Here is a 24,680-nt window from a genome sequence, read left to right as displayed (position 1 = left end):
GGCCGATCCTCCTTAATAGGTAATTGTCTTTTGAATAAGCTGCTCTGACTTGGATGTTCGGTTCAATATATCTACGATGCGAGAGCTGGTGTTATCTCTACTGTAAATATTGTCGGCTGCTTTAACAATTTGTTGGAAAGGCTCAGACATTGCGTACTCTATTGCAGAAGTCAATTCGAGCTCGTCAGCTGCAATATCTATTGTGTTCACAGAACGCTCTCTGCCTGTCTGACGAGTTCCAATATTAATGACTGGAACATGAAAGGAGGCTGCCTCAATAATCCCCGATGAAGAATTTCCAATTAATATTTTTGCATTTTTCAACATCGTCAGATAATCAAGTTGCTCAAAACTGGTTATAAGATGCATCCCTTTTCTTGCAGAAAACCGATTATATACATCAACGATCGCATCAGCTCCAGCATCCGAATTGGGCATCACACAAATTACCTCATTCTCCCCAGCCAAGAGAACTTCCATCATCTTACCAAGGATGTGCATATCCGCTTCTTCCGTGGTGACAGGATGATAAGCAAACAGCACATAATCTTTATCTATATTCAGATCGTATTTACGTTTCGTCCTCTCTAGCTCAGGCAGGGAAGTGTTCATCATCGTTTCAATTCTCGGAGCACCGACTACATGAATTCTCCAAGGTTCTTCGCCAAGCCTAATTAGGCGCTCTCTGCTTCCATTTGTAGACACAAAGTGAATGTGGGCCAACTTACTAATCGCATGCCGTACAGACTCATCAATCGTGCCGGAGACTTCTCCACCATGCAAATGAACAAGCGGAATGTTCATGTGAGAGGACACAATCGCAGCTGCAAGCATTTCTCCCCGATCTCCTAATACAACAATAAAATCTGGTTCCAAAGCTTCTACGGCTTGTGTCATGCCCATGATTGCTATTCCAATAGAGCGAGACATATTAGCATGAGTAGATCCTTGCAGCAGACAGTCTACCTTAGCAGATACACGAAATCCGTCCTTTTGGATAGCGTCTAATGTATACCCATGCTGTGGAGATAAATGCATTCCTGTAACCAACAGGTGGAGCTCCAGAGCATGTTCTTCCTCAAGAGCCCGCAAAACCGGGTAATATATCCCGTAATCAGCTCGTGTTCCGGTAATCACCAATACTTTTTTCATTGCACATCATCCCATGATAACAAATAGTCTTCATGTACATCCTTTAAAAGCTGCTTACCAACCAAGTCATCAAAATATTTAGGCTCTATTCCAGTGCCCGGACGCTTGATAACTAGATCTTCTCGAGTTAATTGCTGGCCTGTTTTTTTAAGTGTTGCCATCACAATACTTTTTCTTGCAACGGCTCTGGTGCTTTCCTCGGAAGGCATACATCTTTTAACACCATCCCCTAAAGCCTGCTCCACATTTCGAATCGCAAGAACCATCTTTGAAAAGTCAGCAGGCTCCAGTGAAGCCTTATGGTCAGGACCTGGAAGATTTCGATCCAATGTAAAATGCTTTTCAATAATTCTCGCTCCCAGTGCTGAAGCTGCTACAGCGATCTCAATTCCAGCCGTATGATCTGAGTAACCTGTGACCTTATTAAAAGCTGTAGATATTGTCTTCATGGCCAGCAGATTTACATCTTCCAGAGGCGCCGGATAGTCAGAAGTACAGTGTAGTAATAGTACTTCACTTTTTTTTATTGCTTGTAACGATTCTCCAATTTCATCCAAATTAGACATCCCGGTTGATAGAATAATCGGACGCCCATAGCTATCAAGCTTCTGAAGAAAGGGGATATTGTTCATATCTCCTGATCCAACCTTGAATGCGTCAATATGAATTGAATTCAGAAACTCAGCACTTTCTTCATCAAAGGGCGTGGAAAGGAAATCTATCCCTTTATCCTCACAGTACCTTTTCAATAGAACAAAATCCTCAAAGCTCAATTCCAGCTGTTTTAGCATATCTAGTTGGCTTTCAGCTGAATTGGTATTTTCCGTCTGGTAATTAGCCTTCTGGGCATACTTGGTTACCAGCTTTTCGCTTTTAAAGGTTTGGAATTTCACCGCATCGGCACCGCATAAAATCGCTTGATCAATACATTCGAATGCAAGCTCCAATGATCCGTTATGGTTAACTCCTACCTCTGCGATAATATAGATAGGGTGGTTTTCATTATTTGATAAGAGGTTTTTCATGTTATATTCCTCCCTCCTACTGCAAGGATTCCTTGTGATTGGATTCTCTCCAAAAAAACTCTGCCATTTTTAAATCAAGCTCGTCATCTATATCAATAGATCGTTCTTTAGGCATAATGTAGCCACAATTATTAGGACCAACCAGAGTGTCACTATTCATTAACAGATCTCTTTTTACGATATAGATGGCTCCGTTTAAAGCATGCAGTTCTTTCAGATCTTGTCTCCTCAAATGCTCCCGTTCACCTTTCAGGTAGGGCGTAAGCCGTCCGTTATCCATTTCCCTTAGTAGATAGGGTTGCACTCCAGACAAAGTGACACTTTGAAGTGAATCAGCCTGATGGTCTAAAAATATTTTATATGCTTCTTTAATGTCCATAGCATTTCGCAGTGGAGATGTGGGCTGCAGCAGCATAATAACATCAAAAAATTGATTTTGCGTCTGCTCATAAAATTCAACTGCATGCTTCAATACATCAATGCTTTTGGCCTTATCGGTAGCCAGTTCATCGGGCCTTATAAACGGAACAGCTGCTCCGGCTTGGCCCGACACACGGGCAATCTCTTCACAATCCGTTGAAACTATAACTTCGTCCACACAACCACTACTTAGGGCAGCTTCAATGCTATATTGAATGAGCGGCTTATCATGTAACAATCTTATGTTTTTACCAGGTAAACCTTTTGATCCACCCCGTGCAGGAATAATCGCCAAACATTTGTGATTGCTCATCATACAACACCTTTTGTGAAGCCCAATCCGTTCTGTTCAATAAGCTCCCGAATGGCTTTCGGGAAAATCTGTGGTGCAGTCATCGAAGAATATTCTTGACGAATAGCCTTTTTAAAACCTTCATATTCTTGCTCTGCGGTATGAAACAACGAAGGAATGATATACATCTGTCCATTCTCCAACGCTCTTTCAGATTCCTCAAGCGTCATGAGTTCCTCATATAGCTTCTCACCCGGCCGGATTCCGGTCTCAATGATTTCTCCACGATAGGCTTTACCAACTGCCTCTTCATATGAATCAACCAAGCATTGGGCCAAATCCGTAATTTTGAGAATCGGCATTTTCAGTACAAATACTTCCCCGCCTTGCGAATAGTGCGCCGCATCTATGACCAATTGAGCGGCTTGAGGAATAGACATCATAAACCGAGTCATCTCTGCATGTGTGACCGTCACCGGTACCCCTTTAGCAATCTGATCACGGAATAAAGGAATAACAGAACCTCTGGACCCCATAACATTTCCAAAGCGGACACAAGAAAAGATGGTACGTTTGCTCCCTTTATACAAGTTGGCGGCAGAAATTAAACGTTCTGATAGCAGCTTCGTAGCTCCCATCGTATTTGTTGGATTTACTACTTTATCTGTGCTGATGGCTACTACTTTTTCTACATTATGCTCAATAGCCGTCTCTATCAGATTTTGTACGCCAATAACATTCGTTTTCACTGCTTCCATAGGGTTATACTCACATGCAGGCACATGTTTGAGAGCAGCAGCATGAAAAATATAATCCACATCCTCCATAGCATAACTCAATCTTTGCTTGTCCCTGATATCACCGATCAGATAGCGGATATTCGTAAATTCTTTTAATTCCTGCTGCAGATCAAACTGCTTGCTCTCATCCCTGCTAAAAATCCGTAAGGCTTTAGGGTTATAAGATAAAATATTACGTACAATTTCGCTTCCAATCGAACCTGTGCCGCCCGTAACCAATACAATCTTGTTGGTAAACATAATGACCTCCGGAGTGTAAAACGATTAATTTATATATCTTTTTGGACCACTGCATCACTATCTGTTTTTTTTATCTAAACGGCGAATCGATTCCGAAAACATTTCTTCAAGTATTGGGATTTGTGCTGTGATATCCTGTAGCAGCTTACCTAGATGCTCATAGATTAGATCAGACTTACGAGTCAACTGATGTTCTGTAACAATCACAGGGAGCAACTGATCAAAACGCGCAATTTCGATAGGCATAATGGACTCAAATATAGGTGAGAACCATTCCCTGTTGGCAATCAATCCCCACATCTGCTCTATGGATTCCATCATATTTTGAGCCTTTGCTGGTTTAGTCCGGCTAAACTCGCGTAATTTATTCATAAGCTTGTGAATTGCTGCAATCTCAGAGCGTACATTGGAAAGATCCTCACGTGTCGCTATCAGCTTATCTCTGACATCCTGCACCTTATTCATATCAACAGCAATATTTTTTTCATTTATCAAATCGGCAATTGCATCAGAATTAACATGTTCAGAAACCAACAATTCATAGATCTCTTCGATAGGCTTGAATGGAGCTCCCTCAATCACTGCACCGTTGCGACTTGAATTGACGAATTCGATTTTCGGAAGTGCCGTAATGAGATTTTCGAGTCCATCCTTCATCAGGGAGAAACTTCCGTCTGTAGTGTTGTACGTCCCCTTTACATTTAGCACTTTTTTAGGTGCCTCCTGCACTTTCTTATCTGTGGTTTCAGTTGCAAAATGTTCAATTCCATCTGCGTAAAATTTGTTATCAGGGAACGACAAATCCTGGCCTGCAAGTATGATCCGTTTAGCCCCTAAACATGCTGCTGCTTGAATAGCCGTTCCTGCAACTGTTTCTGTAGGGGAGATAAAGAGTTCCTCTTGACTGAGTCCAAAGAAATACTGGGATACAGCATCACTTTTCATAATACTATGAATTTTTTCTGCGCAGTTCTGATCGCAAATCTCATAATAAGATGAAGAGGTAAACAATAAAGGTTGTTCCCTTGTTACAGAAGAAGCAAAGATCTTCTTATTGACTGGATGTCCATCCATAATGACAGCAAGGTGAGGCCGTACTCCATGCTTTACTAAAGCCTGAATGCTGGAGCCTGCTGAAATAATCAGTACATGAGGACGTAATTTTTTCAGCCATTCGATATCTTCTTCTAACGATGGACCTGATGATACAACAACTACTGTTGCATCTTCAAACGCGTAAAAAAATCGCTCAATGGAAGGAGTGTATAACACATCAGATAGGTGATATAGAAAATTGCGAGTCCATTCTTCTCGAAACCGATTCTCTGTATATTTATCTACCAAAAAACTCTGACGGTAATCTTGGAATTGTTCTTTCACTTCACGTAGCATACTCATATCATCTGATAAATACTTACGCAGTGCGATAAAAACCAAGTCTTCCATCATATAACTGCTCAACATATGAAACATTATTCTAAGCTGAGATTCCCCAACCGATAGCCAGTACAAGTTGGGATGTTCCAACAAAAGACTGAGGTCATACTCTGTCACTGCTTTTCGAAAAAGCTGCTCATTCGGCTCATACACAAAGAGCCAGTGGTCGGGATATAATTCGAGGAGATCCGCAATGCTGAGTCCCCTTTCAAATCCATATACAAAAATAATCCTTCCGTTCCCAATAACCCCTTTGGCAGCATTAAGCCAAGCTGTATCCCTTTCAAAGGGCTCTGTAAACAAAATTTCAGATAATTCATCATTCGGTGAATTATCTACTTTGGCTGCAACATGAGGGAATCTTTGCTCTAAAATTGTATGGTTTAATTGTAGTTGAGACAAGATAATACCACCGTTTCGCATTAATATTTGTTAATTAGTATATCGGATTTACTCTTAATGGAATGAACCTTTTCACAAAAATACCCCCATTCTAAATCGAATAGGGGGTACGCTCCATAAAGCATTTTTTATTTGCGATGATCAATAAACAAACTGTCTACAGAATAAGCTTGCTGGTATGCATGCTGCTGCACACGAATGGCTCCGCGTTTCTCCATCCAGTGGCCAGCCTCATCCTTTAGTACATGCATACGCTGCAAAATTACAGAATCATTACTTAGTATGCCACGAATTTTCTGTTTATCATTTTCCGTTAACGATGGTTGATAGGACTGCATTTGTTCTACAATGCGCTGTCTTTGATCAGCAAACTGTTCGAATTCTTCTTCACTTAAATTCAGAAGGTTAGATAATACTGCTTCTGTCCTATGTTGCAGCTCTTCAAGGAGTACTTGTATATTAGGATCTGCCATCACACACTACCAACTACACCAGGCATTTTCATGGCTTCCAACCAAGCTTCCCGTAGGTCAGTCAAATGTTCCAGCACCTCTTGTGCCGGAGAGGCTATTTTGTGGACATTCGCCTCGATCAGCTCATGCAGCATATATTCATACACTCGCAATAAGTCATGGGATATTGGATACTCAAAATTCAACGCAGATATCAGCTCGTGTACAATCGCTTGCGCTTTACACAAATTATTATTTGCTTTCTCGTTATCCTTATTCTCTATTCCCTCAATCCCCGCACGAACGAAACGAATAGCCCCATCGTACAACATAATCAGCAGTTTAGGCTTGGATGCAGTTTGCGCTTGAGTCTGCCGGTATTTCTGATAGGGTGTATTGATCAATTATAAAACCTCCTTTATGACAACATACTTGTAAGACTGGAAGATGTGCTATTGTATCTGTTAATGGATGTTTCCATCGCGGTGAATTTTTTGAAATAATTGGTTTCAATCCTAGTTAGACGACTTGTCATGTCACTGATCCGGCGGTCTAGGCTCAATAATTGCTCTCCCATTGAGCTCGTAGAAAGAAATGAAGCGGTTAGATCAGAGCTAACCTTGGATGTACCCGCAGTATCCGCCATCCTTTGAAGTGATGCATTCGAAATTTTCTTTAGTTTAGCAAGAATACCGTCTTGTTGCGTATATTTATTAGTTAACGCCGTGCTTGGATCCTGTTTTCCAAAAAAATTCGAGATAACATCTGGATCTTTTTCAACCGCTGCACGCAATTTGTCTGCATCTAGAATAAGCTTGCCCTTGGTATCATACGTACCCGTAGTGATTCCTAGCTCAGACATCATTAAGGGCTTATTTTTACCATCCGCGTCAACTCTACCGATATCTACACCTTGGATCATAGCATTACGCATTTCAGATAATGTATCCTGCAGGATAGGATCGTTTCTAAGCATGCCGCTCTTGGCCTTCGTTGTCCATAGCTTGACTTCATCATCACTCATATCCGCTTTTTGTTCCGTTGTAAGCGGAGCGTATTTTTTATATCTCTCCTCACTAACCTTGCTATTGAGTGTAGCAAGAACATCATTATACGCATCGACAAAGCTTTGAATATTTTCGACGATCTTATCCGTATCCTTGGTGGCTTCTATTCGTGTTGCAGCACCGCCTGCTGTCTTAAGTGTAATATCAACACCATTTATTGTAAAGTTATTGGAAGACTTCTTTACATCTAGACCATTTACCTTTAATACAGCATCAGTTCCGTTCGTTGAGGATAGTTTAAATTCACTACTAATTTGAGAATCAATATTGAATGTTTGCGAACCAGTGGTCTTACTTGTTAATGACAAACCGGATTTAGCATCATATAGAGCTGTCACCCCTGTCTTACTGTTATCGTTGATCTTTTTGACAAACGATTCAATGGTTTCATTCGCATCCACATTAATGGTAGAATTACCAACCTGGACCGTGCGAGCTGCCCCATCTGCGAATGCCAATTCAGTACTGACCTTTTCAGTCCATGTACTGTTCGAGACTGATCTTGCCGCAGTGGCCAAGCTCGTCACCGAAATATCCAACACTCCACTAGCCAACGAAGAAGCCGTTGCAGATAGTGCATCACTATTACCAGTTACTGTAACTTTCTGCGGATTTATTGCAGCGGTGCGGCTTAATGTAGTCATTTTATCTTGAAATGAAACTATCTTAGTGCTGCTTTCGCGATAATTTTCCCTTTTCCATTCCATCAATTGTTTCTGCTGATTCATTTTATCGAGCGGTACACGCTCAGCTGTCATCAGCTTTTTGACCATTGAATCAATATCCATACCTGAAGCTAGGCCACTTATTCTAGTTACCATAATTGTATATCCCCCTATACTTTTTTATCGATAATGATTCCTGCAATTTCCATCATTCTAGCCGCTATATCCAGAATTTTCTCGGGAGGTACCTCACGAATCAGATCGCCCGTTTCCTTATTCATCACTTTTATCATGATTGCATGTGTCTTTTCATGCACAGAGATCTCGAATGTCTTCTGTGGGCCTTGAATAGCATCAATTACTTTCTGCAGCTCCAAAACTGCTTCCTCATGTGTCGGCTGTTTCTGCACAGTACCAACTCTATTGGTTGTTTGGACGCCATCTTGTGTAGCAGCATAATTGGTTTCGGCATCCGAAGGGGCTTCACGTTTTATTCCTGCTGATGGCTGAATCGGCAACAGATTTCCACTACCAGGGGATATCATCGAGTCCATAGAATAACCTCCATTAATAGTTCTTAGACACAATAAAACCGTTCTGTATTTGAAATGCTAATACATTATATATCGGTAAATGAGTGCAAATATTTATGAAAAAACTAAAATAAAAACAAAAAAAGATCCTGCGAGAAGCAGGATCTTTTTTTGTAATGGCTGTCGTTTAAAATTAACGAAGCAACGACAGTACGCCTTGCGGCGCGGAGTTCGCTTGTGACAACATGGATTGCGAAGCTTGCAGCAAGATGTTGTTTTTGGACAGAGCAACCATTTCTTTTGCCATGTCAGTATCACGAATACGGGATTCGGAAGCTGTCAGGTTTTCAACAGTCGTGCCCAGGTTGTTAGAAGTGTACTCCATACGGTTTTGAACAGCACCCAAATTAGCACGTTGTTTAGCTACTGCTTCAATTGCTGTAGTTGCACTTGTAAGTGAAATATTGGATTTGAGTCCTCTGAAACCAGTAGAGCTGATACCTTTGATTGAGATGGTAAATGCGTTATCATCAGCTTGGATTTTCACTGTACCACCGGAAATTGCGATACCATTGAATTTAGTGTTGGACAGGATTGCGTCAATTTGACTTCCCAATTGACCAAGCTCAGCATTAATGTTGGATTTATCACCAGCACTGTAAGTATCGTTGGCTCTTTGAACAGTCAGTTCTTTCATACGAGTCAGCATGGAGGAGACTTCGTTCATAGCACCCTCAGCTGTTTGTGCGAAAGAGATACCGTCTTGAACGTTACGTTGTGCTTGTTCCAGACCACGGATTTGACCGCGCATTTTTTCGGAAATGGAGAGACCAGCAGCATCGTCAGCTGCACGGTTGATGCGCAGACCCGAAGACAATTTTTCCATGTTTTTGCTTGCTGCTGTGTTGTTTAATTGCATGTTACGGTGTGTATTTACTGCAGGTAAGTTGTGATTGATAATCATTTTAAATTTCCTCCCTGAAATGGTTTGATTCCCACGTCCTTGTGGTATAAGCGTCTTCACAGGTCGGCCGCCCTGAAGAATTACCGCTCTAAAATATATATCGACCCCAAGACTAGAATTGTTTATAGCATTTCGATTTTTTTTGAAATATTTTCTTAGGAGTTACGACTCGGTTATATCGATTTACACTTTTACCTAATGACGACTTGTCCAAGGCAAATCTGACAGCTTATTATGAGCCTAACAAAGGCCCACACTTTACTCGTGTCGGCCTTTCACAATCGCAATTATTGTTAAATCAGGACTTCCTCTTATCCATTTCCAACATCGCATTTTGAATAGCATTCGAATCCATAACAGCAATTTGATTATTTTGTTGAATAGCCTCAAAGACTTCCTTTCGATAGATATCAATATCCTTAGGAGCAGAAATACCAAGTTTCACAGTATCGCCATCGACGGAAAGAACCGTGACGACAATATCATTCTGAATTACAATGGATTCACCCTTTTTACGTGTTAATACCAGCATTAGGACTCACCGCCTTTGCTGAACTCTATTTCATTCCATAAGGGATGCTTGATAGTATATTTCGTATTCTGCAAAACAATTTGCTTCCCCGTTCGCTGCTCAATGTTAAAGATTAATGGCGCAAGCAAATTAACCGTCGTTTTGGATTGATCGCTGTTCCATGTGCAGATACATCGTACTGCTATCTGTTCTTGACTGGTAATTCCAATATCCTCTAGGGCATCATCAGATAGTTCAAATTCATAATCTTTAAAGAAATCAAATGGATTTACAGTAATAAAAATAGTCGCAGGCTGCTCAACTGCGCTAAAAAGACTAAACAATTCATTGTGCTCCTGTAGTTGAAATTCCCGAAGTTGCTCAAATCCTGGTATTCCTTTCGGAAACACATAAATAGTAGTATTTGTATCTTGGTTCTCTTCATCTAATTTCTGTTCTAGGTTCATAAGTAACTCCTCCTATAAATAGTAACAAAAAAGCTACGGACCACTCGTCCATAGCTTCAAATCACAAATGTCAAAGATAAGAATCAGCTCATAAAGTCCATCAAAGATGGCTGCATGATCTTAGCAGATGATTTCAGGGCAGCCTCATAAATGGTTTGGGCAGATGTAGCTTGAATCATCAGACTAGCAACATCCGCATCTTCCGTTTTAGCTTGAAGTGTTGTCAAATTCAAATTCCGCTCTTCCAAACGGGATTGTATCAGTTCAACCCGATTCGTACGTGCACCCACTTCAGACAAACTGGTCTGCATTTTAGTAAAACGGGACTCAATACCTGAAAGTTGACTCGATATTGCCGTACTATTTCCGCTACTTAGTGCAGAAGATATAGCATCCATAACCTTAAAAACATTATCAGCATCTGTTGATTTCCCGAAAAAGTCACCGCCTGATGTATTTACCCGAAATGCATCTTGATCCCCAACTGCATAGCTGACAGCGGCTTGATCCGGATCAATCTGATCATAACTCGTTACCGTTGCTGATAGCTGATACGGCGCCTGATCATAATTTTGTCCATTAAAGACATACTTCCCACGAAGCTGGCTGTTACCAATATTCATCATTTGTTCTTTTAGCTGATCAACTTCCAGTTTAATCGAATCCAAGCCGGATTGAGGTAGTGTTTCACTTGAAGCCTGTACTGTCAGCTCTTTAAGACGCTTCATTACATCACTGGCTTGTTGCATGGTTGTATCAGTGAAATCTAACCAGCTAACAGCCGCATCTGAGTTTGTCTTGTATTGTTCATTAGAAGCTAACTCAGCTCTGTAACGTAGCGCATAAGTCACCCCTACTGGATCATCTGAAGGCTTATTCAACTTACGACCAGTCGAAATCTGATTCTCCATTTTACCCATATTATTATTATTTCGATTCAGGTTACTGAGCAGTTGCATACTGGTCATCCCTGAAGTCACTCGAATTGGCATGGCTTACTCCACCTTCTCGTTATACTAGAGACCTACGCGGCCTGTACCATTAATCAGTTTGTCCAACAGTTGATCAAAAGTTGTCATGAACCGGGAAGCTGCACTGTAAGCATGTTGAAACTTAATCATGTTCGACATTTCTTCATCCAGTGACACCCCGCTGACGGATTGGCGATTCAAGTCCACTTGCTCAGTCAACAGCTGCGCATTTTGCGATTGACGCTCTGCTTCCTGGGTTTGGACGCCTAATTGCCCAACAATTGCACTGAAGAAGTCATCTACCGTAGTAGATTGAGCTTGAGTCGTATTAAAACCAAATTTCACATTTTTCAGGCTCGCCATAGACAATGCCAAAGCATTGTTACCCACGGTTACCTTCTCATTGGCCGTCCCCGTTCCATCTACACGCAAAGAGCTGGCAATTTTATTGGGATCATCTTGAATATCCTTATTCAGCGTAATGTTACCTGCTGTAATAGCAGCTCCATCTTTGGAGGTAAAGAACGCTCCGCCCTTTTGTGGTGTCGTACCACTAAGGGTGTATCCCAACTGATGGAGTCCATTAATCCCTTGTACAGTTACTTTCAAATCCGCGGTCAAGGTTCTGTTGTTATTCGCATTCGAGTAAGTCACTGCTGCATTGTTGACACCTGAATTTAGTACCGTTCCCTCAGGCAGAACTGTACCTGCAGGTAAAGTAATTTCAATGTTACCATTCGCCAGCGTATTAGCTAGCTGATCCATCTGAGTTTTGTAATCTGCTACATATTTATCTCTGGATAAAACCATACCGTACACTTCGCCACCAGTTAACGTTCCACCTTGATATGCAGCCTCAAGGCCAGCCGCCGTAATAGCAGTTACCTCAGTGCCCGCTACAGCTATCTGTCCCGCCACCGTTACCTGATATCCGTTATCCAGCTGAGTTACCTGTACATTCGCAAGCTTGGACAACTTATCAACTGCATAATCCCGCTGATCACGCAAGTCATTCGGATTATCCCCAAGCTGTTCCAGCTTGTAAATATTACTATTTAGGTCCGCTACAGACTGCAATAACGAATTCATCTCGGATATTTTTAATGTAACGTTATTAGTCAAATCAGAACTAAGTGCATCCAGTTGCTTGCTGGCCTGGTTCATCGCATCTGTCAGAGCAAGTGTAGTCTCTTTTACAATTTTGCGATTCGTGACATCCTGAGGGTCTTGGCTCAAATCGGACCATGCATCCCAGAAATTATCCATGACCTTACGGATACCTGTATCCGAAGGCTCATTCATAATGGTCTCCAGCTTGTTCAGTGTGTCATAACGGATGTCCCATCCACCTTGAGAAGAACTTTCGTTACGATACTGATCGTCCAAAAACGTCTGACGGACGCGCTCAATAGCAGTGAATTCAACCCCTGTACCCATTTGACCTCGTACAACGGAACGATTCAAACCGTAGGCTTCCATAGATTCCGAGGCCTTCATACTAACCACTTGTCTGGAGTAACCAGCTGTATTGGCATTTGAGATATTGTGTCCGGTTGTATTAAGTGCTGCCGTTTGTGTGTTTAAGCTTCTTTTCGCTGTTTCTATACTATGAAATGTTGAGACCATGTTTTCCTCCTTCAATTAGGCACGTGTATCAAATAGTCCCGCTCGTACAGTAGAGGTGCTTTTGTCAGCTGGACGCTGATAAACCGCTTCAGATTCCGCATAATATGACATACTCTCAATAGAAAAATCAATATAGGAAAGCGCCTGTTGTATAAGCTGTTGATTCAACTCATTTAATTTTTTCAATTCTACAAGCGTAGCCGCTAGATTTTTTTGAATGTGAAGGAGGCGCTGCTTGTCTTCTACATCAAACACAAGACGAGACAACTCCGTAATATTAAGATTCAGCTTGGACTTAATACCACGTTCCTGCAAAAATTCATATGCTGCCTGCAGGCGTCGCTCATCCAGCTGTTCAATGTGTCTGGACATCTTCGATTCCTGGTTCATGACTAGAATGAGCTGATCTACCTTATTTGATATCAGTGCTTCTTTTTTTTGATTTCCTAATGCAATCAACTGCTCGTGAGCCTCTCTAAGCTGCTCCAGCACATCAATCAATCGATCTAAAGGCATATTCCTTCACCTAGCTTTCAGAAGACTGCTTGAAGTAAGGTAACAGCTTCTCTGCAATTTTATCGGCATCCACACGATAAGTACCAGAAGCTACTTGCTGCTTAAGCTCCTGAATTTTCTTAACACGGTCTGCATCACTGCTGCGGTTCAGCATTTCCATTGCTTCCGGAGAAATGGAAACCTCGTCCTTGCGGCGGGATTTCTTTTGTTCCTCTTGACGTCCTGTTTCAATATTGCGCTGATATGGATTAATAGCTCCGATGCGGTTGGTCTCGTTAATTTTCATAACTTCCACCTTCCTTAGTTATTTGATATGGTCAGAATGTATCAGACGACATAGCGTCGAACATGGTTCGTATTATGCCTCACTTCTTTATTTTGTGCATGGTTGCTAAAAATAAAAAAACCGATAAGCTCTATAAAGATTATCGGCGGTATTTGAAACTTTTTGAATAGCTGAATGCGTTTTTAATTCCCCTGTACTACTTTCCACGAAGTTTATCAATCGCGCTGTAGGTACCTGAGCCCATATTATTACTTTGATCCTGATTACTACTTTCGCGTACAGCCTGATGCAGGTCTTTAGTCAGACGTGTTCGACAAGAATCGCACATATGCCCTTCACGAATCGGTATCCCGCATACCTCGCAAGGATACGTCATATTGGGCGCATTAGCAATGGAAATACGTCCCTCACGTATAAATGTCGTGATTTGCTTTACGGATACCTCAGTAGCCTCTGAAAGCTCATGCATATGAATGCCCTTATTTTCACGTATATGTTTGACACAGCGTTCGTATTCAAATTCAATTTCTTTAATACAGTTCTGACAGATTCCCCTGACGTTCTTAATAAACAGCTTTCCACAGCGAGGACAGTTATCCAAATTCATCCTCTGTAGCGCCCCTTTCCAATTTCCGATCTTTAATTACTTTTATCCTTACATTAACTTATAATGAAGAGCCTCGTCTAGCAAATATTTCAAAAAAGATTTTCAGATTTTACACAATTGCACATCTTATAAGCTATCATATAAAAAGTATAAGAGAGAATGATCCATCAGTAAAAGTTTGTCTACATCTATATGCATCAATATGCAATGACATAAAATAAAGAAAGCTCATGGAAGCTAATAGTTCAGCCTATTGCATGTGTTTATTTATCGTCAAACATTGCTCCATACTTTAGATAGAAATAAAATAAGCGCCATTCCAGTTATTTTCGGGAATAGCGCTTCATTATACAATTAAAATAGCTATATATGAATATGAGTAAATGTAGAAATTAAATATCAAGATGAGGGGAAAACCGGGCGAAACAATCCTCAGAAGAATTCATGTTCACCTGTGCCCCGAATGACATCAAGAAAGCCCTGTAAATCCGGGGGAACGGCGCCCATACGAATGCTCCGCACATGGAGTGTGGGTATTCATAAATCTCATGGACCTAACATCATCTCAACTTATAACCTATCTTAAATCAAGCTAGATGCACCAGTAGAAATTTGCAGCCCAAAAAAACAAGCTATTTCACAAATAATTATTCAAAAAAGCATTGTTTTAATAGAGGCCTTCCCGTATACTATAGTCAAACGCTTGGTTTAAAAAACACATTTTATTGTACAGTTATAATGATAATTATTTATTTGTGTTTGTTTGCGGTACTTGCAGTTCTTGCCCTACTTTAACCAGGTTGTTGATTTTAACCAGTTCTTCAACAGTTACACCGTATTTTTCAGCAATAGAAGCCAGTGTGTCGCCTTCTTGAACATTTACTGTGATTGTATTTACAGCTGCTGGTGTTTCAGTTGTAGTCGTTGTTGGTTTTGTGGTTGTTGCTTGATTATTGTTCTCAGTAGCTGGTTGAGCTGGTGTTGTAGTTGCTGCATTTTCAGTAGTTTCAGTTCCAAAAAGTTTTGCTTCAAATGCTTTTTGAGCTTCTTCTTGTTGTTTGATGATCAGTTGTTCTTCAGCTTGATCCTTAATTTGGTCAGAGTTCGATTTTGCCATTACTTGACCTGTTGCAAGTGGACTCAACAAAGATACTGCACCTAAACTAACTGCCAACATGCTAGATACTGCTACTTTTTTCATTACGTTTTTCATGATTTTTCTCTCCTCTTTTTAGCTTTAAATTTTAATTAACTGCTTTACTACTGAGCGAGACACTCCCAATGTCCGCTCTTTAGTCATTAGCTAATCACTTATTACCAATCATGTTAGCTATCAACAGATAGAAATTGTACTCCTCTTTTCCAAAAAAATCAACCTCTAAATTGAAATATTCTGTTTTCATCCCTCACTTCCTTACTTTTTGTTTGTCTCTATATTTTAATTATATACCTCTCTCTAGCTCGTTGTCAAATCCTGCTGATTGTACGGCTTAAAAGACTTTTGCTCTATCATCTAATTCTTCCATTAAGGGAATTATACCCTTTTTTCATAGTTTAAAGCAAAATAATCATGAGAAATACTGGAGATTTGGACTTATGATCTGGCTAAAGTCAGGCAAAAAATAGTCAAATGTATTCCTTGCTCTAATGCCTTTTCTCTCAATACACGTGCACACGCCTGCAATGTGCTCCCCGTTGTATAAATATCATCTACAAGCAAAACGGTAACGGAAAGCTTATCCTTCGTAACACATTGAGATTCAGCTTTTAAAATAAAAGACTTCAGCAAATTTGTCATATTGGGGTGGACAGAAAACGCATTATTCATTGTGTTCATGCGTTCCTTTTTTGATTTAAAGCTTTGTTTGCCTGTATCTTGTGGACGAGCAAGTAATGATAGGAAGGGTAGATTATTCCGCCTAGCGATCTCTTCTGCCAAGATCCGAGCCTGATTGAAGCCTCGCTCTGTCAGCCTCTTCTCACTTACCGGGACACAGGTCACTACATCCACACTCCACAAAGAACGCTTGAAACGAGAATGTTTAAGACTTGCAAACTCATACCTCATCGCCTGATAGGCTCGATTCATGATCTCACCCAGCAGGGAACCATACTTTTCATTCCCGCGATATTTGAACTGTCCAATCCATTCTCTCATCATCGGCGTATAGCTGGTTGCACTCCGATTGCATACAAAGTAACGTACTAATCGGTCAAATTTTACGCAATCCGGGCAAAACGTCGGACGTCCGCAATGAACACAACGAATGTTGTAAACCCAGGGAATTTGAAGCGAACAAGAAGTACATATCCCAGAGAATTCAGAAAAACGTCCTGTGAAAGTGCCGCAAGCGATACATGCTTGGGACTGACGTTGGAATAACCAATTCAAAAATAGACGGGTTCTTGGATTCATCCCCATACCAGAATGCACCTTTCTTGGTAGTTTACGTACTGACATTGTTTCAGGTTTCACATTTCCAAAAAAACTTTTTTTATTTAATACATTTAGTGCTTCAACTCCTTCAGGTATCCTTTTTTCCGAGCCAGTGCATTCATTCGTTTAATTTGTCTAATCGCTCTCTTTTGGCCTCGAGTCCATTGGGGCGATGTAAAAATAACACCTCCACATGGATCATCCTTGGACCTTCCCGCGCGACCAGCCATTTGGACAAGAGAGGCTTCATCAAAAAGACTGCTGTCCGCGTCTAACACATACACATCACTCCGTGGAACAGTCACCCCTCGCTCCAAAATAGTCGTTGTGACCAGAACTCGTATTTCAGTAGCTCGAAATAAGCGCACTTTAGCGGTTCTTTCTTCATCCTGTGAGGAGGTTCCAGCAATAGGTACATCAGGCAATTGTTTAATCAGCAGCTCCACAAGTCCCTGAATATGTGAGATTCGTGTCACAAACAGGAAAACCTGTGCTCCACGTTGTATGGATACGCGTAGGCGTTGAATAAAGGATGCGGGAAGCCGACCTTTTTGCAGCCAATGTTGCACTGAAGCAGTCCCCAGGCGAAATGGGACAGGTAGGGGATGACGATGAAAACGAACGGGAACCTTGGCGTGTGGCAGTAGACCGCGTGCAGCCTCTTTCTGCAAAGCATGGGGTGGTGTAGCAGACAAATAGATAAACTTTCCCTTCGGCTTACATACTGCTCGTGCAGCAAAGGCAAGCATAGGATCATTGTGATAAGGGAACGCGTCAATCTCGTCAATCACAACCAAGTCAAAGGCTTGACGATAACGCAATAGCTGGTGTGTCGTTGCCAGTGTCAGCTGTCCCCTTTGCCAGCGTTCTACGCTCCCCCCATAGAGCGTCACCATGCTCACATTGGGAAAAGCAATGGCCAAACGAGGCGCTAACTCAAGTACCACATCGCGGCGTGGTGTTGCCACAAGTGCCGTCCCTCCGTGGTCCAACACATATTGCAAGAGCGGAAACATCATTTCCGTCTTGCCTGCGCCTGTTACAGCCCAGAGCAGAAAACGTTCTACCGTAATAACGTGCCCTTGCCGATCAGCGCTATACCTTGCACCTTCGCCAGGTTTCTGCGAAGACTGCCTGCTGCGGGCAAGGGGGCTGCCCTGCGAAGCGGCAGCACCTGATCCCCGGCACGCAACCATGTCGCGCCGGAACAACGCCCGGAGCCCACGGCCTTCCGGGCGAAAACGTCCCTGCACTTCGCCGTGCGGTGCGGCCAAAAAGCGCAGCGCCGCTTCGGCGGCGGCACGCTGTGCAGGGCTCAGCCTCCAGCGGTCGAGTTCCGTCGCCGGGGCTGTGCCTGCTGTGTGTGGCAGGGCGGGTTTCGCTGCACCGCGCAGCAGCAGCGAGCATTCACGGCTGCGCCCCAGCGCGAGACATGTCTCGCAGTAAGCGCACGCCTTACGTCCGCACGACGCACAGCTCGTGCGGTACACTATCCCGCTGCCACAACGGTTGCAGCGGAGTTCATGCGTACGCGCGGCAGACCATCGCGTACGTGGTGCTGGAGCGAGGCCAGCAGCAAAGCTGAGTCGGCCTTGCAGATATGCAAGCTGTGCAGCGGATCGCCAAGTACGCTCCAAACCTGGCGCTGCCTCTGCCAGTAGCGCTTCGGCTTCCGGAACGAGTAACTGGCGTCCTGACAACAAATTAACCAGCTCATTCGCTTGTCGTGTTAAACACTCCCTATCCAATCCATCAATTCCCGTGACGAGGCTCCTTTTTTGAATAGAACGTAAACCTCCGTTTGTTTCTCGTCCCTCATTCCTACTTTCTGTGCGAGAAGTCCGCCCTTGTCCACCATCCCAAATGCATATATTTTCTACTCCTCCAGATAAAATCCGTTCTCCGTCAAAAGGCTCAAGAGCCAGTTCACTTTTTAGCTGTGCGAGAATATAAGCCCACCACTGCCGTTTTCCCCATCGCTCCATATCTGCTAATTCCTTAAATGTTTCGCACAGCTTTGTCCCCCAGGACAAGGGAAGCTCATCTCCTAATAACACCCATCTTTCGACAACATTCTCTTGTCCCTCATCTTGATTCATCCACCATGTCATATCTACTCGAATATCCACAGATAATCGGAGAGTCCAATTCCCTTTATACTTCACTGCATATACTGCAATTTTCACCTTCCCCTTCTCCTCCCATTCATGATTTTTGCGGTTCTTGTCACCCCAGAGAACAGCAAAAAAGCACACTCCTATGGCTAATAGCCTGAAGTGTGCTTCACATCAAGTAGATCTCAATGAGATCCCTGTCGTCTTGCCTATGCAACTGTTTATAAACATTTATATCCGATTTTGACCACGATGTCCACAATCCCCTGTCGCTAAGGAACAAGTGGGGCGTCCGCCAACGACTTGACCGTTCTAAGATCAATAACAACCTGCTTTTCACCGCCTGACTTCGGTAAGACCGGGTTCCCCGGTGAAAAACGACTTGAAATGACTGAAACATCCATATGACTATAGCGCACTAACCGTGTCAGAATCGGTAGCGTATCGTCCATAGATTCATCATCCAGTACTGTCACATGTAGCGGCCTCCGGTGTAGCCAGGCAAGTATGTTCAGCGAACGCATCACCCATTCCACACGATCTCCGTCATTGGACGTAATCACAATATAGCGAGTCGCACGATGACCCGGAGATATTGCGCGTGAATCTTCACCATTGTGATAAGCCTGAACCGCCTGTCGTATATACATAAGATGAACGACTGCGGCTCCCACACCGTATATAAGCAATATCCAAACCAAGTGAGCCGTCACGAGGGTTCCACCTCCTCCTATAGCGACAATATATGCCGTATAACAGGAAGAGGTGTCACGGTTATGTACTGGGTTTCCGTATGAGCGGACATATCGCTCCAAAAGAAAGGCGGTACAGCATTCATATCTATTAGCAGCTACATCGTCTAATGCATGGAAAAACTACACTTTACAGCGTAACCCATCCATATTTGATTGAGTTAATAACTGCTTGTGTACGGTCATCAACCTCCATTTTTTGCAGAATGCTGCTGACATGGTTTTTGACCGTTTTCTCACTAATGAATAAATATTCACCGATCATCTTGTTGCTCTTACCTTCAGCCATCAGACGCAGCACTTCAGCTTCACGACGGGTCAATGGATTATTTTCACCTGCGACAAACTTCACGCCGGCTTCCTTGGTATGACCTTCAGCCATAGCCCCTGTTTCGTTCAAGTAGGTCATCCGGCGAAGCTGCTGAATGAGTTTACCCGTTACCTTCGGATGGATAAACGCATATCCTTCATGAACCGAACGAATTGCATTAATGAGGGACTCGGCCTCCATATCTTTTAACAAATAACCATTGGCTCCCTTGCGCAACGTCTCGAATACATAGCTTTCATCATCATGAATGGATAAAATGATAACTTTGACATCCGGGAACATCTCACGCAGTTTTTCGGTTGCCTCTACACCATTTTCAATTGGCATATTAATGTCCATAAGAACAATATCCGGTTTCTCTACGTTACAGAATTCCAACACTTGAATACCGTCGCCACATTCTCCGATGACCTCAATGTCGTCCTCCATATTCAAAATACGTTTAAGTCCTTCACGGAACAACTGATGATCGTCCGCTAAGAGAACTTTAATGGGTGCATTGCTAATTTCCTGATTTTCCATGTTGTTACTCCTTTCCCTTTTCCACGTTGGTTGGGATATGAATCACTATCTTGGTGCCTTGATTCTCAGCTGATTCGATCTCCATTCTCCCCTCGAGCAGTTCAACCCTTTCCCGCATACCAATCAGACCAAAATGCCCATGATCTTTGCTTTTTTGCTGAAAAAGCTCTGGCTTGAAGCCCAAACCATTATCCTGCACCACGATTTTTACAAGCTGCGCCTGATAGGTAATCTCAACAAGCACATAGGTAGGATAAGCATGCTTGGCAGCGTTGGTCAAAGCTTCCTGGATCAGACGGTAAATGGCTGCTTCCATCGCGGAAGAGAGACGGTGTTCCTTGCCCCTTGTTTCAAAAAGCGATCTAATCTTCGTTTTTTCTTCAAAATCCTGCACATATTTCCGGAGCGTCGGAATAAGTCCCAGGTCATCCAGGGCCATAGGACGCAAATTGAAAATGACCTTTCGCATTTCCTCAAGACTGGAGCGAACCTGTTTCTTCAAGTCTACTATTTCGTCCTGAACCATCTTAAATTCCTGCTTGGCGATCATTCTTTCCACAATTTCCGTCCTAAGCACTAGATGCGCAAGGAGCTGCGCAGGTCCATCGTGAATTTCACGGGATATGCGTTTGCGCTCCTCTTCCTGAGCTAAAATAATTTTCAGACCAATAAACTGCCGGTTTTTGGCCGATTCGATGATCCGCGTCACTTGTCCCAATTCGCCTGACAAATATTCCAGCACGACCCCCATCTGCGAACCGATGGTTTCGGCACGCTCGACAGAAGCCTCGACACTTTTGGCCCGCTTTTGAAGATCATCTCTTCTGGCTTTGAGATACATTTCCTTCTCACGGAAAATCATCACATCGAGTTGAAGCTGTGTTGCCTTCTCATAAGCCTGCTTGATATCCTCTTCCGAATAGCGAACGAAGTCACGGCTGACCTCAGTCAACCGAATGCGGGACCGCCGATAGTTCATTTCCAGCTGGTCCACCTTTTCGATCGTTTCTGCCGTTTCCTTCAAGACGCTCTGGAGCTCCTGATTTAACGTGACCAGCTCGGTCCGGGCCGTGTCCAATATTTCGAACATCTGATATTTGCTGTTCTCCATCACCTGGATGGCATTTTTAATGACTCGGTCTATGATATCGGCTTGAAAGTCCACAAATGTTCTACTCCAATCCTAGCATTTCAAGTATATATCATACCATATCATGACTGAAGGGTGATGGTCTTCGTTTCTTGTTCCCATTTTACAGTCATTCCTAACTGCTCAGATACGAGTCTCAATGGGACTAAAGTCCTACCTCCTAGCACAACGGGTGCAACATCAGTGCTTTGCCGCTTCCCGTTCAGAACAACTTCTTTTTTCCCTACGGTCAAATCCATCAGTACACCGCCGCGCATAATGGTGATCCGCTGATCGCCCGCATTCCATTTGGCTTGTCCGCCAAATGCGTCCAGCACATACTTAATCGGAACATACGTTGAGCCATTGCGGGTCATCGGAGCTGCATCAATTGTTGTAGGCGTTCCGTTCACCGTCATTGATTTTTGTCCGATCATCATCTGAGCTGTTCCCTTTTTGAGTCCTTCTGTGCCGACCGTTCCCGGTGTATTAAAAGAAATATTATCAAAAGCAATTTTGCCTGTTTTAGCGCGCTCGTCCTGACCCTCTGCCACATTGACCACATAAAGACGCTTCAGCTTCGCCGGATATGAAATATTCAAACCGCTCATATCTGCATTAATGGTTTTCCAGCCGTTCCAGTCGATCACTTTAGCGAGATCAATATATGCTGTTTTGCCTTGAGCATCCTCTAGCTCTGCACGCAGCCAGTTCAGACTCTTATCCCCTCTGACATCAATCGAGATGGAAGTAGCCGCCTGTTCAAGCGTTTTCCCGGATGTGCCGTTCAATTGAGCGTAAGCATACATTTTACCACTGCCGTTCGTCATATCGTAGTTCAGCTCTAGCACTTTGGAATTGGCATGGTCACCATCTCCTTGTACAACAGCCGCTGTGCCAGTAACACCTTCCACATTCGAAGTAAAATCAACCGGATACGAAACATTTTCGAAGTTCTCCCAGTTGTTTGTACTTGCTCCGCCAGCAGAAAGGAAGACGACAGCGCTGAAACCATCATAGCGACCGATGGCATAGCCCGTTTTTACGCCTGCATCCACCGTATTTACTGTAAGCTGATTGTCCTTGACACTGCCCCTAAAGCCGATGAACTCCCATTTGAGCGCATCTGACGTAATGCTGACACTCTGTCCATCTTTTGTCTTTGCCGTTACCGGTACAGCGATTTTAGCTCCAGCGGTAAGCGAGCCAGTTCCAGTGCCTGCGGTAAGTGATGAAATTTCATCTGCTCCAAGCACCGTGACCTTGGTTGTTGCGCTGGCTGAGCCACTGGATGCCGTTAAAGTAGCCGTTCCTGGTTTGGCTCCCTTTACAACGCCGCCGCTCACTGATACAACAGCCGGATTGCTGGATTTCCACGTCACTTGTACTTTCGAGGTATCAAATGGATTGTAGTAGTTGTCATAGCCTTTGAAGGAATAGCTTCCGGTCTGTCCAATCAGCAGCGTTTTATTGCCCTTGATGGTGAAGCCTTTGAGCGTTCCTTTAGGAGCATTGGTATATACCCCTACTCCATTTACAATACTACGTTGCTCTGTACCATATTCTGTATTGAACGTAAGCCCCGCTGTCGTATCTCCCAAATCACGTGTCACCATAGTGGTAGAGCCGCCCCCGTCAAGGTTCATCCCCTTCCAGACGCCAATATCCTTCATCAGCGTTTGCAGCTCGCTCAGGGATACACCAACGCTGTTCCCATTCTTCTCAACAGCAATGACATAAGCGTAACGCTTGTCACGAGAATATCCCAGAGCTGTACGCGCACGTGTCCCGCCTATGCTTGTTGTGCTCCGGGAAAAAGAGGTTTTCTGGCCGTCATTTACTAATATGGTATGTCCACCAATCATCATCTGAAGGTTAGAAGGATCTACTTCACTCCCTGTCGATTTAACACGAAGATGATAGCTCGTTTCTACGGTTTGTCCCACGGTCAGATGCGCTTTGGCATAATCAGCGGCTTTACCATGAGTACGTAAAATATAGCCATCCTGCGGAACGGTCATATTCAACGTAGCATTGTCGGAGACTTGTGTAACTACACCATTTTGTACCAAGATCTCGGTGGGCGTTGTCGAACTGTTTTTGGGGCGCTCAATTGCTTTCCAAGCAGATGTATAAATATACATAGCATTAGAGTGACTATAGTTGCCCCCACTCGTCTCAGGGGAATACGAAGCCTTGTTCATCCCCGCCAAAGAGAAGGACGACCCATCTCCAGCTTTCACTGTACCTTCAAAAGTAAACTGCTCCACCATCGGAGAACCATCCTTGGTTACAGCAAAGGCATACATACCCGTTAAATCAGACGGAGTAGACATCAACACACCCTTGGATACTTGTCCACCGATCGGCGCTCCCTCGCTGGAAGTATTAAAATAATCCCCGTTTACACCAGCAACCGCCCCGGTCTCTTTTGCCATGCCACCTGTGCTCTGACGGGTCGTAAACTGTCCATTCTTCCCCGTCATGACATCCAGCTTAACGTACGGATTTTGCAAGTCCACTCGAATGATATCAGCCAGCGCTGTTCCTTTGGAACCTTTAAAACGATATTTCAATAATGTTGCACCCGAAGTAATGATCTCTTCGCCCAATTTTACAGTTGAACCAGAGGCTGCACTTGCGATTGGAGCAGACATCCAACCATTCAAGGGGATTAGAGCCCCAGTTCCAGCAACCGGACCGACCCATAATACCCCTGCCAGTGTTAACACGGCCCATCTTCTAGCCATTCCTCTGCCATTAACTTTCACTTCACTCTGTTTCTTATTACTTAAAAACATTTGGATAATAGCTCCCATCTTCAATGTATTCAAACGGTTTTGTTCCGCGCGTGTACTCTATCAATAAACAAAAAAATCCTCTTATGTTAATAGACTTATTATATAGGCAAAAGTTACGAAAATCCCGTCAACTAATTCATAAAATCTAAAACGATGAATTG

24 protein-coding genes are annotated in these 24,680 nt (G+C 43.2%); all 24 read right to left on the bottom strand.

Annotated elements, in window-relative coordinates:
* Positions 1 to 12: 12 nt before the first annotated feature.
* Complete coding sequence (gene neuC / locus BM358_RS23865) at positions 13 to 1,152, bottom strand: UDP-N-acetylglucosamine 2-epimerase (RefSeq protein WP_028542144.1); 1,140 nt, start codon at positions 1,150 to 1,152, stop codon at positions 13 to 15.
* Positions 1,149 to 2,177 (bottom strand): N-acetylneuraminate synthase, encoded by a 1,029-nt coding sequence (neuB, locus tag BM358_RS23860; protein ID WP_049828464.1) that lies wholly within the window; start codon positions 2,175 to 2,177, stop codon positions 1,149 to 1,151. The genes neuC and neuB overlap by 4 nt, the downstream gene beginning before the upstream one ends.
* Before the next feature lie 16 nt (positions 2,178 to 2,193).
* A complete protein-coding gene (locus BM358_RS23855; protein ID WP_049828465.1) occupies positions 2,194 to 2,910 on the bottom strand; it encodes an acylneuraminate cytidylyltransferase family protein in 717 nt (238 codons plus the stop codon).
* Positions 2,910 to 3,929 (bottom strand): UDP-N-acetylglucosamine 4,6-dehydratase family protein, encoded by a 1,020-nt coding sequence (locus tag BM358_RS23850; protein ID WP_028542147.1) that lies wholly within the window; start codon positions 3,927 to 3,929, stop codon positions 2,910 to 2,912. The genes BM358_RS23855 and BM358_RS23850 overlap by 1 nt, the downstream gene beginning before the upstream one ends.
* 57 nt (positions 3,930 to 3,986) lie before the next feature.
* Positions 3,987 to 5,768, bottom strand: coding sequence for a motility associated factor glycosyltransferase family protein (locus BM358_RS23845; protein ID WP_256253393.1), 1,782 nt, complete (start codon positions 5,766 to 5,768; stop codon positions 3,987 to 3,989).
* A 128-nt stretch (positions 5,769 to 5,896) separates the two neighbouring features.
* Complete coding sequence (locus BM358_RS23840) at positions 5,897 to 6,241, bottom strand: hypothetical protein (RefSeq protein WP_028542148.1); 345 nt, start codon at positions 6,239 to 6,241, stop codon at positions 5,897 to 5,899.
* Positions 6,241 to 6,624 carry a flagellar export chaperone FliS gene (fliS, locus tag BM358_RS23835; RefSeq protein WP_028542149.1) on the bottom strand — a complete coding sequence of 128 codons (384 nt, stop codon included), beginning with the start codon at positions 6,622 to 6,624 and terminating at the stop codon, positions 6,241 to 6,243. Before fliS ends, BM358_RS23840 begins: the two co-directional genes overlap by 1 nt.
* 14 nt (positions 6,625 to 6,638) lie before the next feature.
* Entirely contained in the window at positions 6,639 to 8,108 is a 1,470-nt protein-coding gene (fliD, locus tag BM358_RS23830; RefSeq protein ID WP_028542150.1) for a flagellar filament capping protein FliD, read from the bottom strand.
* A gap of 14 nt (positions 8,109 to 8,122) precedes the next feature.
* Entirely contained in the window at positions 8,123 to 8,506 is a 384-nt protein-coding gene (locus tag BM358_RS23825; RefSeq protein WP_028542151.1) for a flagellar protein FlaG, read from the bottom strand.
* Positions 8,507 to 8,678: 172 nt separating this feature from the next.
* Positions 8,679 to 9,449, bottom strand: a complete 771-nt coding sequence (locus BM358_RS23820) for a flagellin N-terminal helical domain-containing protein (RefSeq protein ID WP_025719133.1) — start codon at positions 9,447 to 9,449, stop codon at positions 8,679 to 8,681.
* A 298-nt stretch (positions 9,450 to 9,747) separates the two neighbouring features.
* Positions 9,748 to 9,981, bottom strand: a complete 234-nt coding sequence (gene csrA, locus BM358_RS23815) for a carbon storage regulator CsrA (protein WP_028542152.1) — start codon at positions 9,979 to 9,981, stop codon at positions 9,748 to 9,750.
* Positions 9,981 to 10,427: a flagellar assembly protein FliW gene (fliW, locus tag BM358_RS23810; protein ID WP_028542153.1), complete on the bottom strand. Its 447-nt coding sequence runs from the start codon at positions 10,425 to 10,427 to the stop codon at positions 9,981 to 9,983. The genes csrA and fliW overlap by 1 nt, the downstream gene beginning before the upstream one ends.
* A gap of 83 nt (positions 10,428 to 10,510) precedes the next feature.
* Complete coding sequence (gene flgL / locus BM358_RS23805; protein WP_028542154.1) at positions 10,511 to 11,419, bottom strand: flagellar hook-associated protein FlgL; 909 nt, start codon at positions 11,417 to 11,419, stop codon at positions 10,511 to 10,513.
* Between the two features lie 24 nt (positions 11,420 to 11,443).
* Complete coding sequence (gene flgK / locus BM358_RS23800) at positions 11,444 to 13,024, bottom strand: flagellar hook-associated protein FlgK (RefSeq protein ID WP_028542155.1); 1,581 nt, start codon at positions 13,022 to 13,024, stop codon at positions 11,444 to 11,446.
* 15 nt (positions 13,025 to 13,039) lie between these two features.
* Positions 13,040 to 13,540, bottom strand: a complete 501-nt coding sequence (locus BM358_RS23795; protein WP_028542156.1) for a flagellar protein FlgN — start codon at positions 13,538 to 13,540, stop codon at positions 13,040 to 13,042.
* A gap of 10 nt (positions 13,541 to 13,550) precedes the next feature.
* The gene (gene flgM, locus BM358_RS23790) at positions 13,551 to 13,826 is read right to left on the bottom strand and encodes a flagellar biosynthesis anti-sigma factor FlgM (protein ID WP_013312286.1); all 276 of its coding nucleotides are present in this window, start codon (positions 13,824 to 13,826) and stop codon (positions 13,551 to 13,553) included.
* A 196-nt stretch (positions 13,827 to 14,022) separates the two neighbouring features.
* Positions 14,023 to 14,433, bottom strand: coding sequence for a TIGR03826 family flagellar region protein (locus BM358_RS23785; protein WP_023990675.1), 411 nt, complete (start codon positions 14,431 to 14,433; stop codon positions 14,023 to 14,025).
* A gap of 745 nt (positions 14,434 to 15,178) precedes the next feature.
* Positions 15,179 to 15,646: a LysM peptidoglycan-binding domain-containing protein gene (locus BM358_RS23775; RefSeq protein ID WP_028542157.1), complete on the bottom strand. Its 468-nt coding sequence runs from the start codon at positions 15,644 to 15,646 to the stop codon at positions 15,179 to 15,181.
* Between the two features lie 381 nt (positions 15,647 to 16,027).
* A complete protein-coding gene (locus BM358_RS23770; RefSeq protein WP_256253392.1) occupies positions 16,028 to 16,855 on the bottom strand; it encodes a ComF family protein in 828 nt (275 codons plus the stop codon).
* Positions 16,856 to 16,941: 86 nt separating this feature from the next.
* Positions 16,942 to 19,056: a helicase-related protein gene (locus BM358_RS23765; RefSeq protein WP_028542159.1), complete on the bottom strand. Its 2,115-nt coding sequence runs from the start codon at positions 19,054 to 19,056 to the stop codon at positions 16,942 to 16,944.
* Positions 19,057 to 19,256: 200 nt separating this feature from the next.
* Positions 19,257 to 19,697 carry a hypothetical protein gene (locus tag BM358_RS23760; protein ID WP_025719114.1) on the bottom strand — a complete coding sequence of 147 codons (441 nt, stop codon included), beginning with the start codon at positions 19,695 to 19,697 and terminating at the stop codon, positions 19,257 to 19,259.
* A 169-nt stretch (positions 19,698 to 19,866) separates the two neighbouring features.
* Positions 19,867 to 20,589 (bottom strand): response regulator, encoded by a 723-nt coding sequence (locus BM358_RS23755; RefSeq protein ID WP_007432713.1) that lies wholly within the window; start codon positions 20,587 to 20,589, stop codon positions 19,867 to 19,869.
* 4 nt (positions 20,590 to 20,593) lie between these two features.
* A complete protein-coding gene (locus BM358_RS23750; RefSeq protein ID WP_013312293.1) occupies positions 20,594 to 21,754 on the bottom strand; it encodes a sensor histidine kinase in 1,161 nt (386 codons plus the stop codon).
* A 47-nt stretch (positions 21,755 to 21,801) separates the two neighbouring features.
* A complete protein-coding gene (locus tag BM358_RS23745) occupies positions 21,802 to 24,519 on the bottom strand; it encodes a stalk domain-containing protein (protein ID WP_028542160.1) in 2,718 nt (905 codons plus the stop codon).
* Positions 24,520 to 24,680 lie beyond the last annotated feature (161 nt).

The sequence above is a fragment of the Paenibacillus sp. cl130 genome, assembly GCF_900116035.1.
GTDB classification, from domain to species: domain Bacteria; phylum Bacillota; class Bacilli; order Paenibacillales; family Paenibacillaceae; genus Paenibacillus; species Paenibacillus polymyxa_B.
This window is presented reverse-complemented; position numbering and strand designations above follow the sequence as displayed.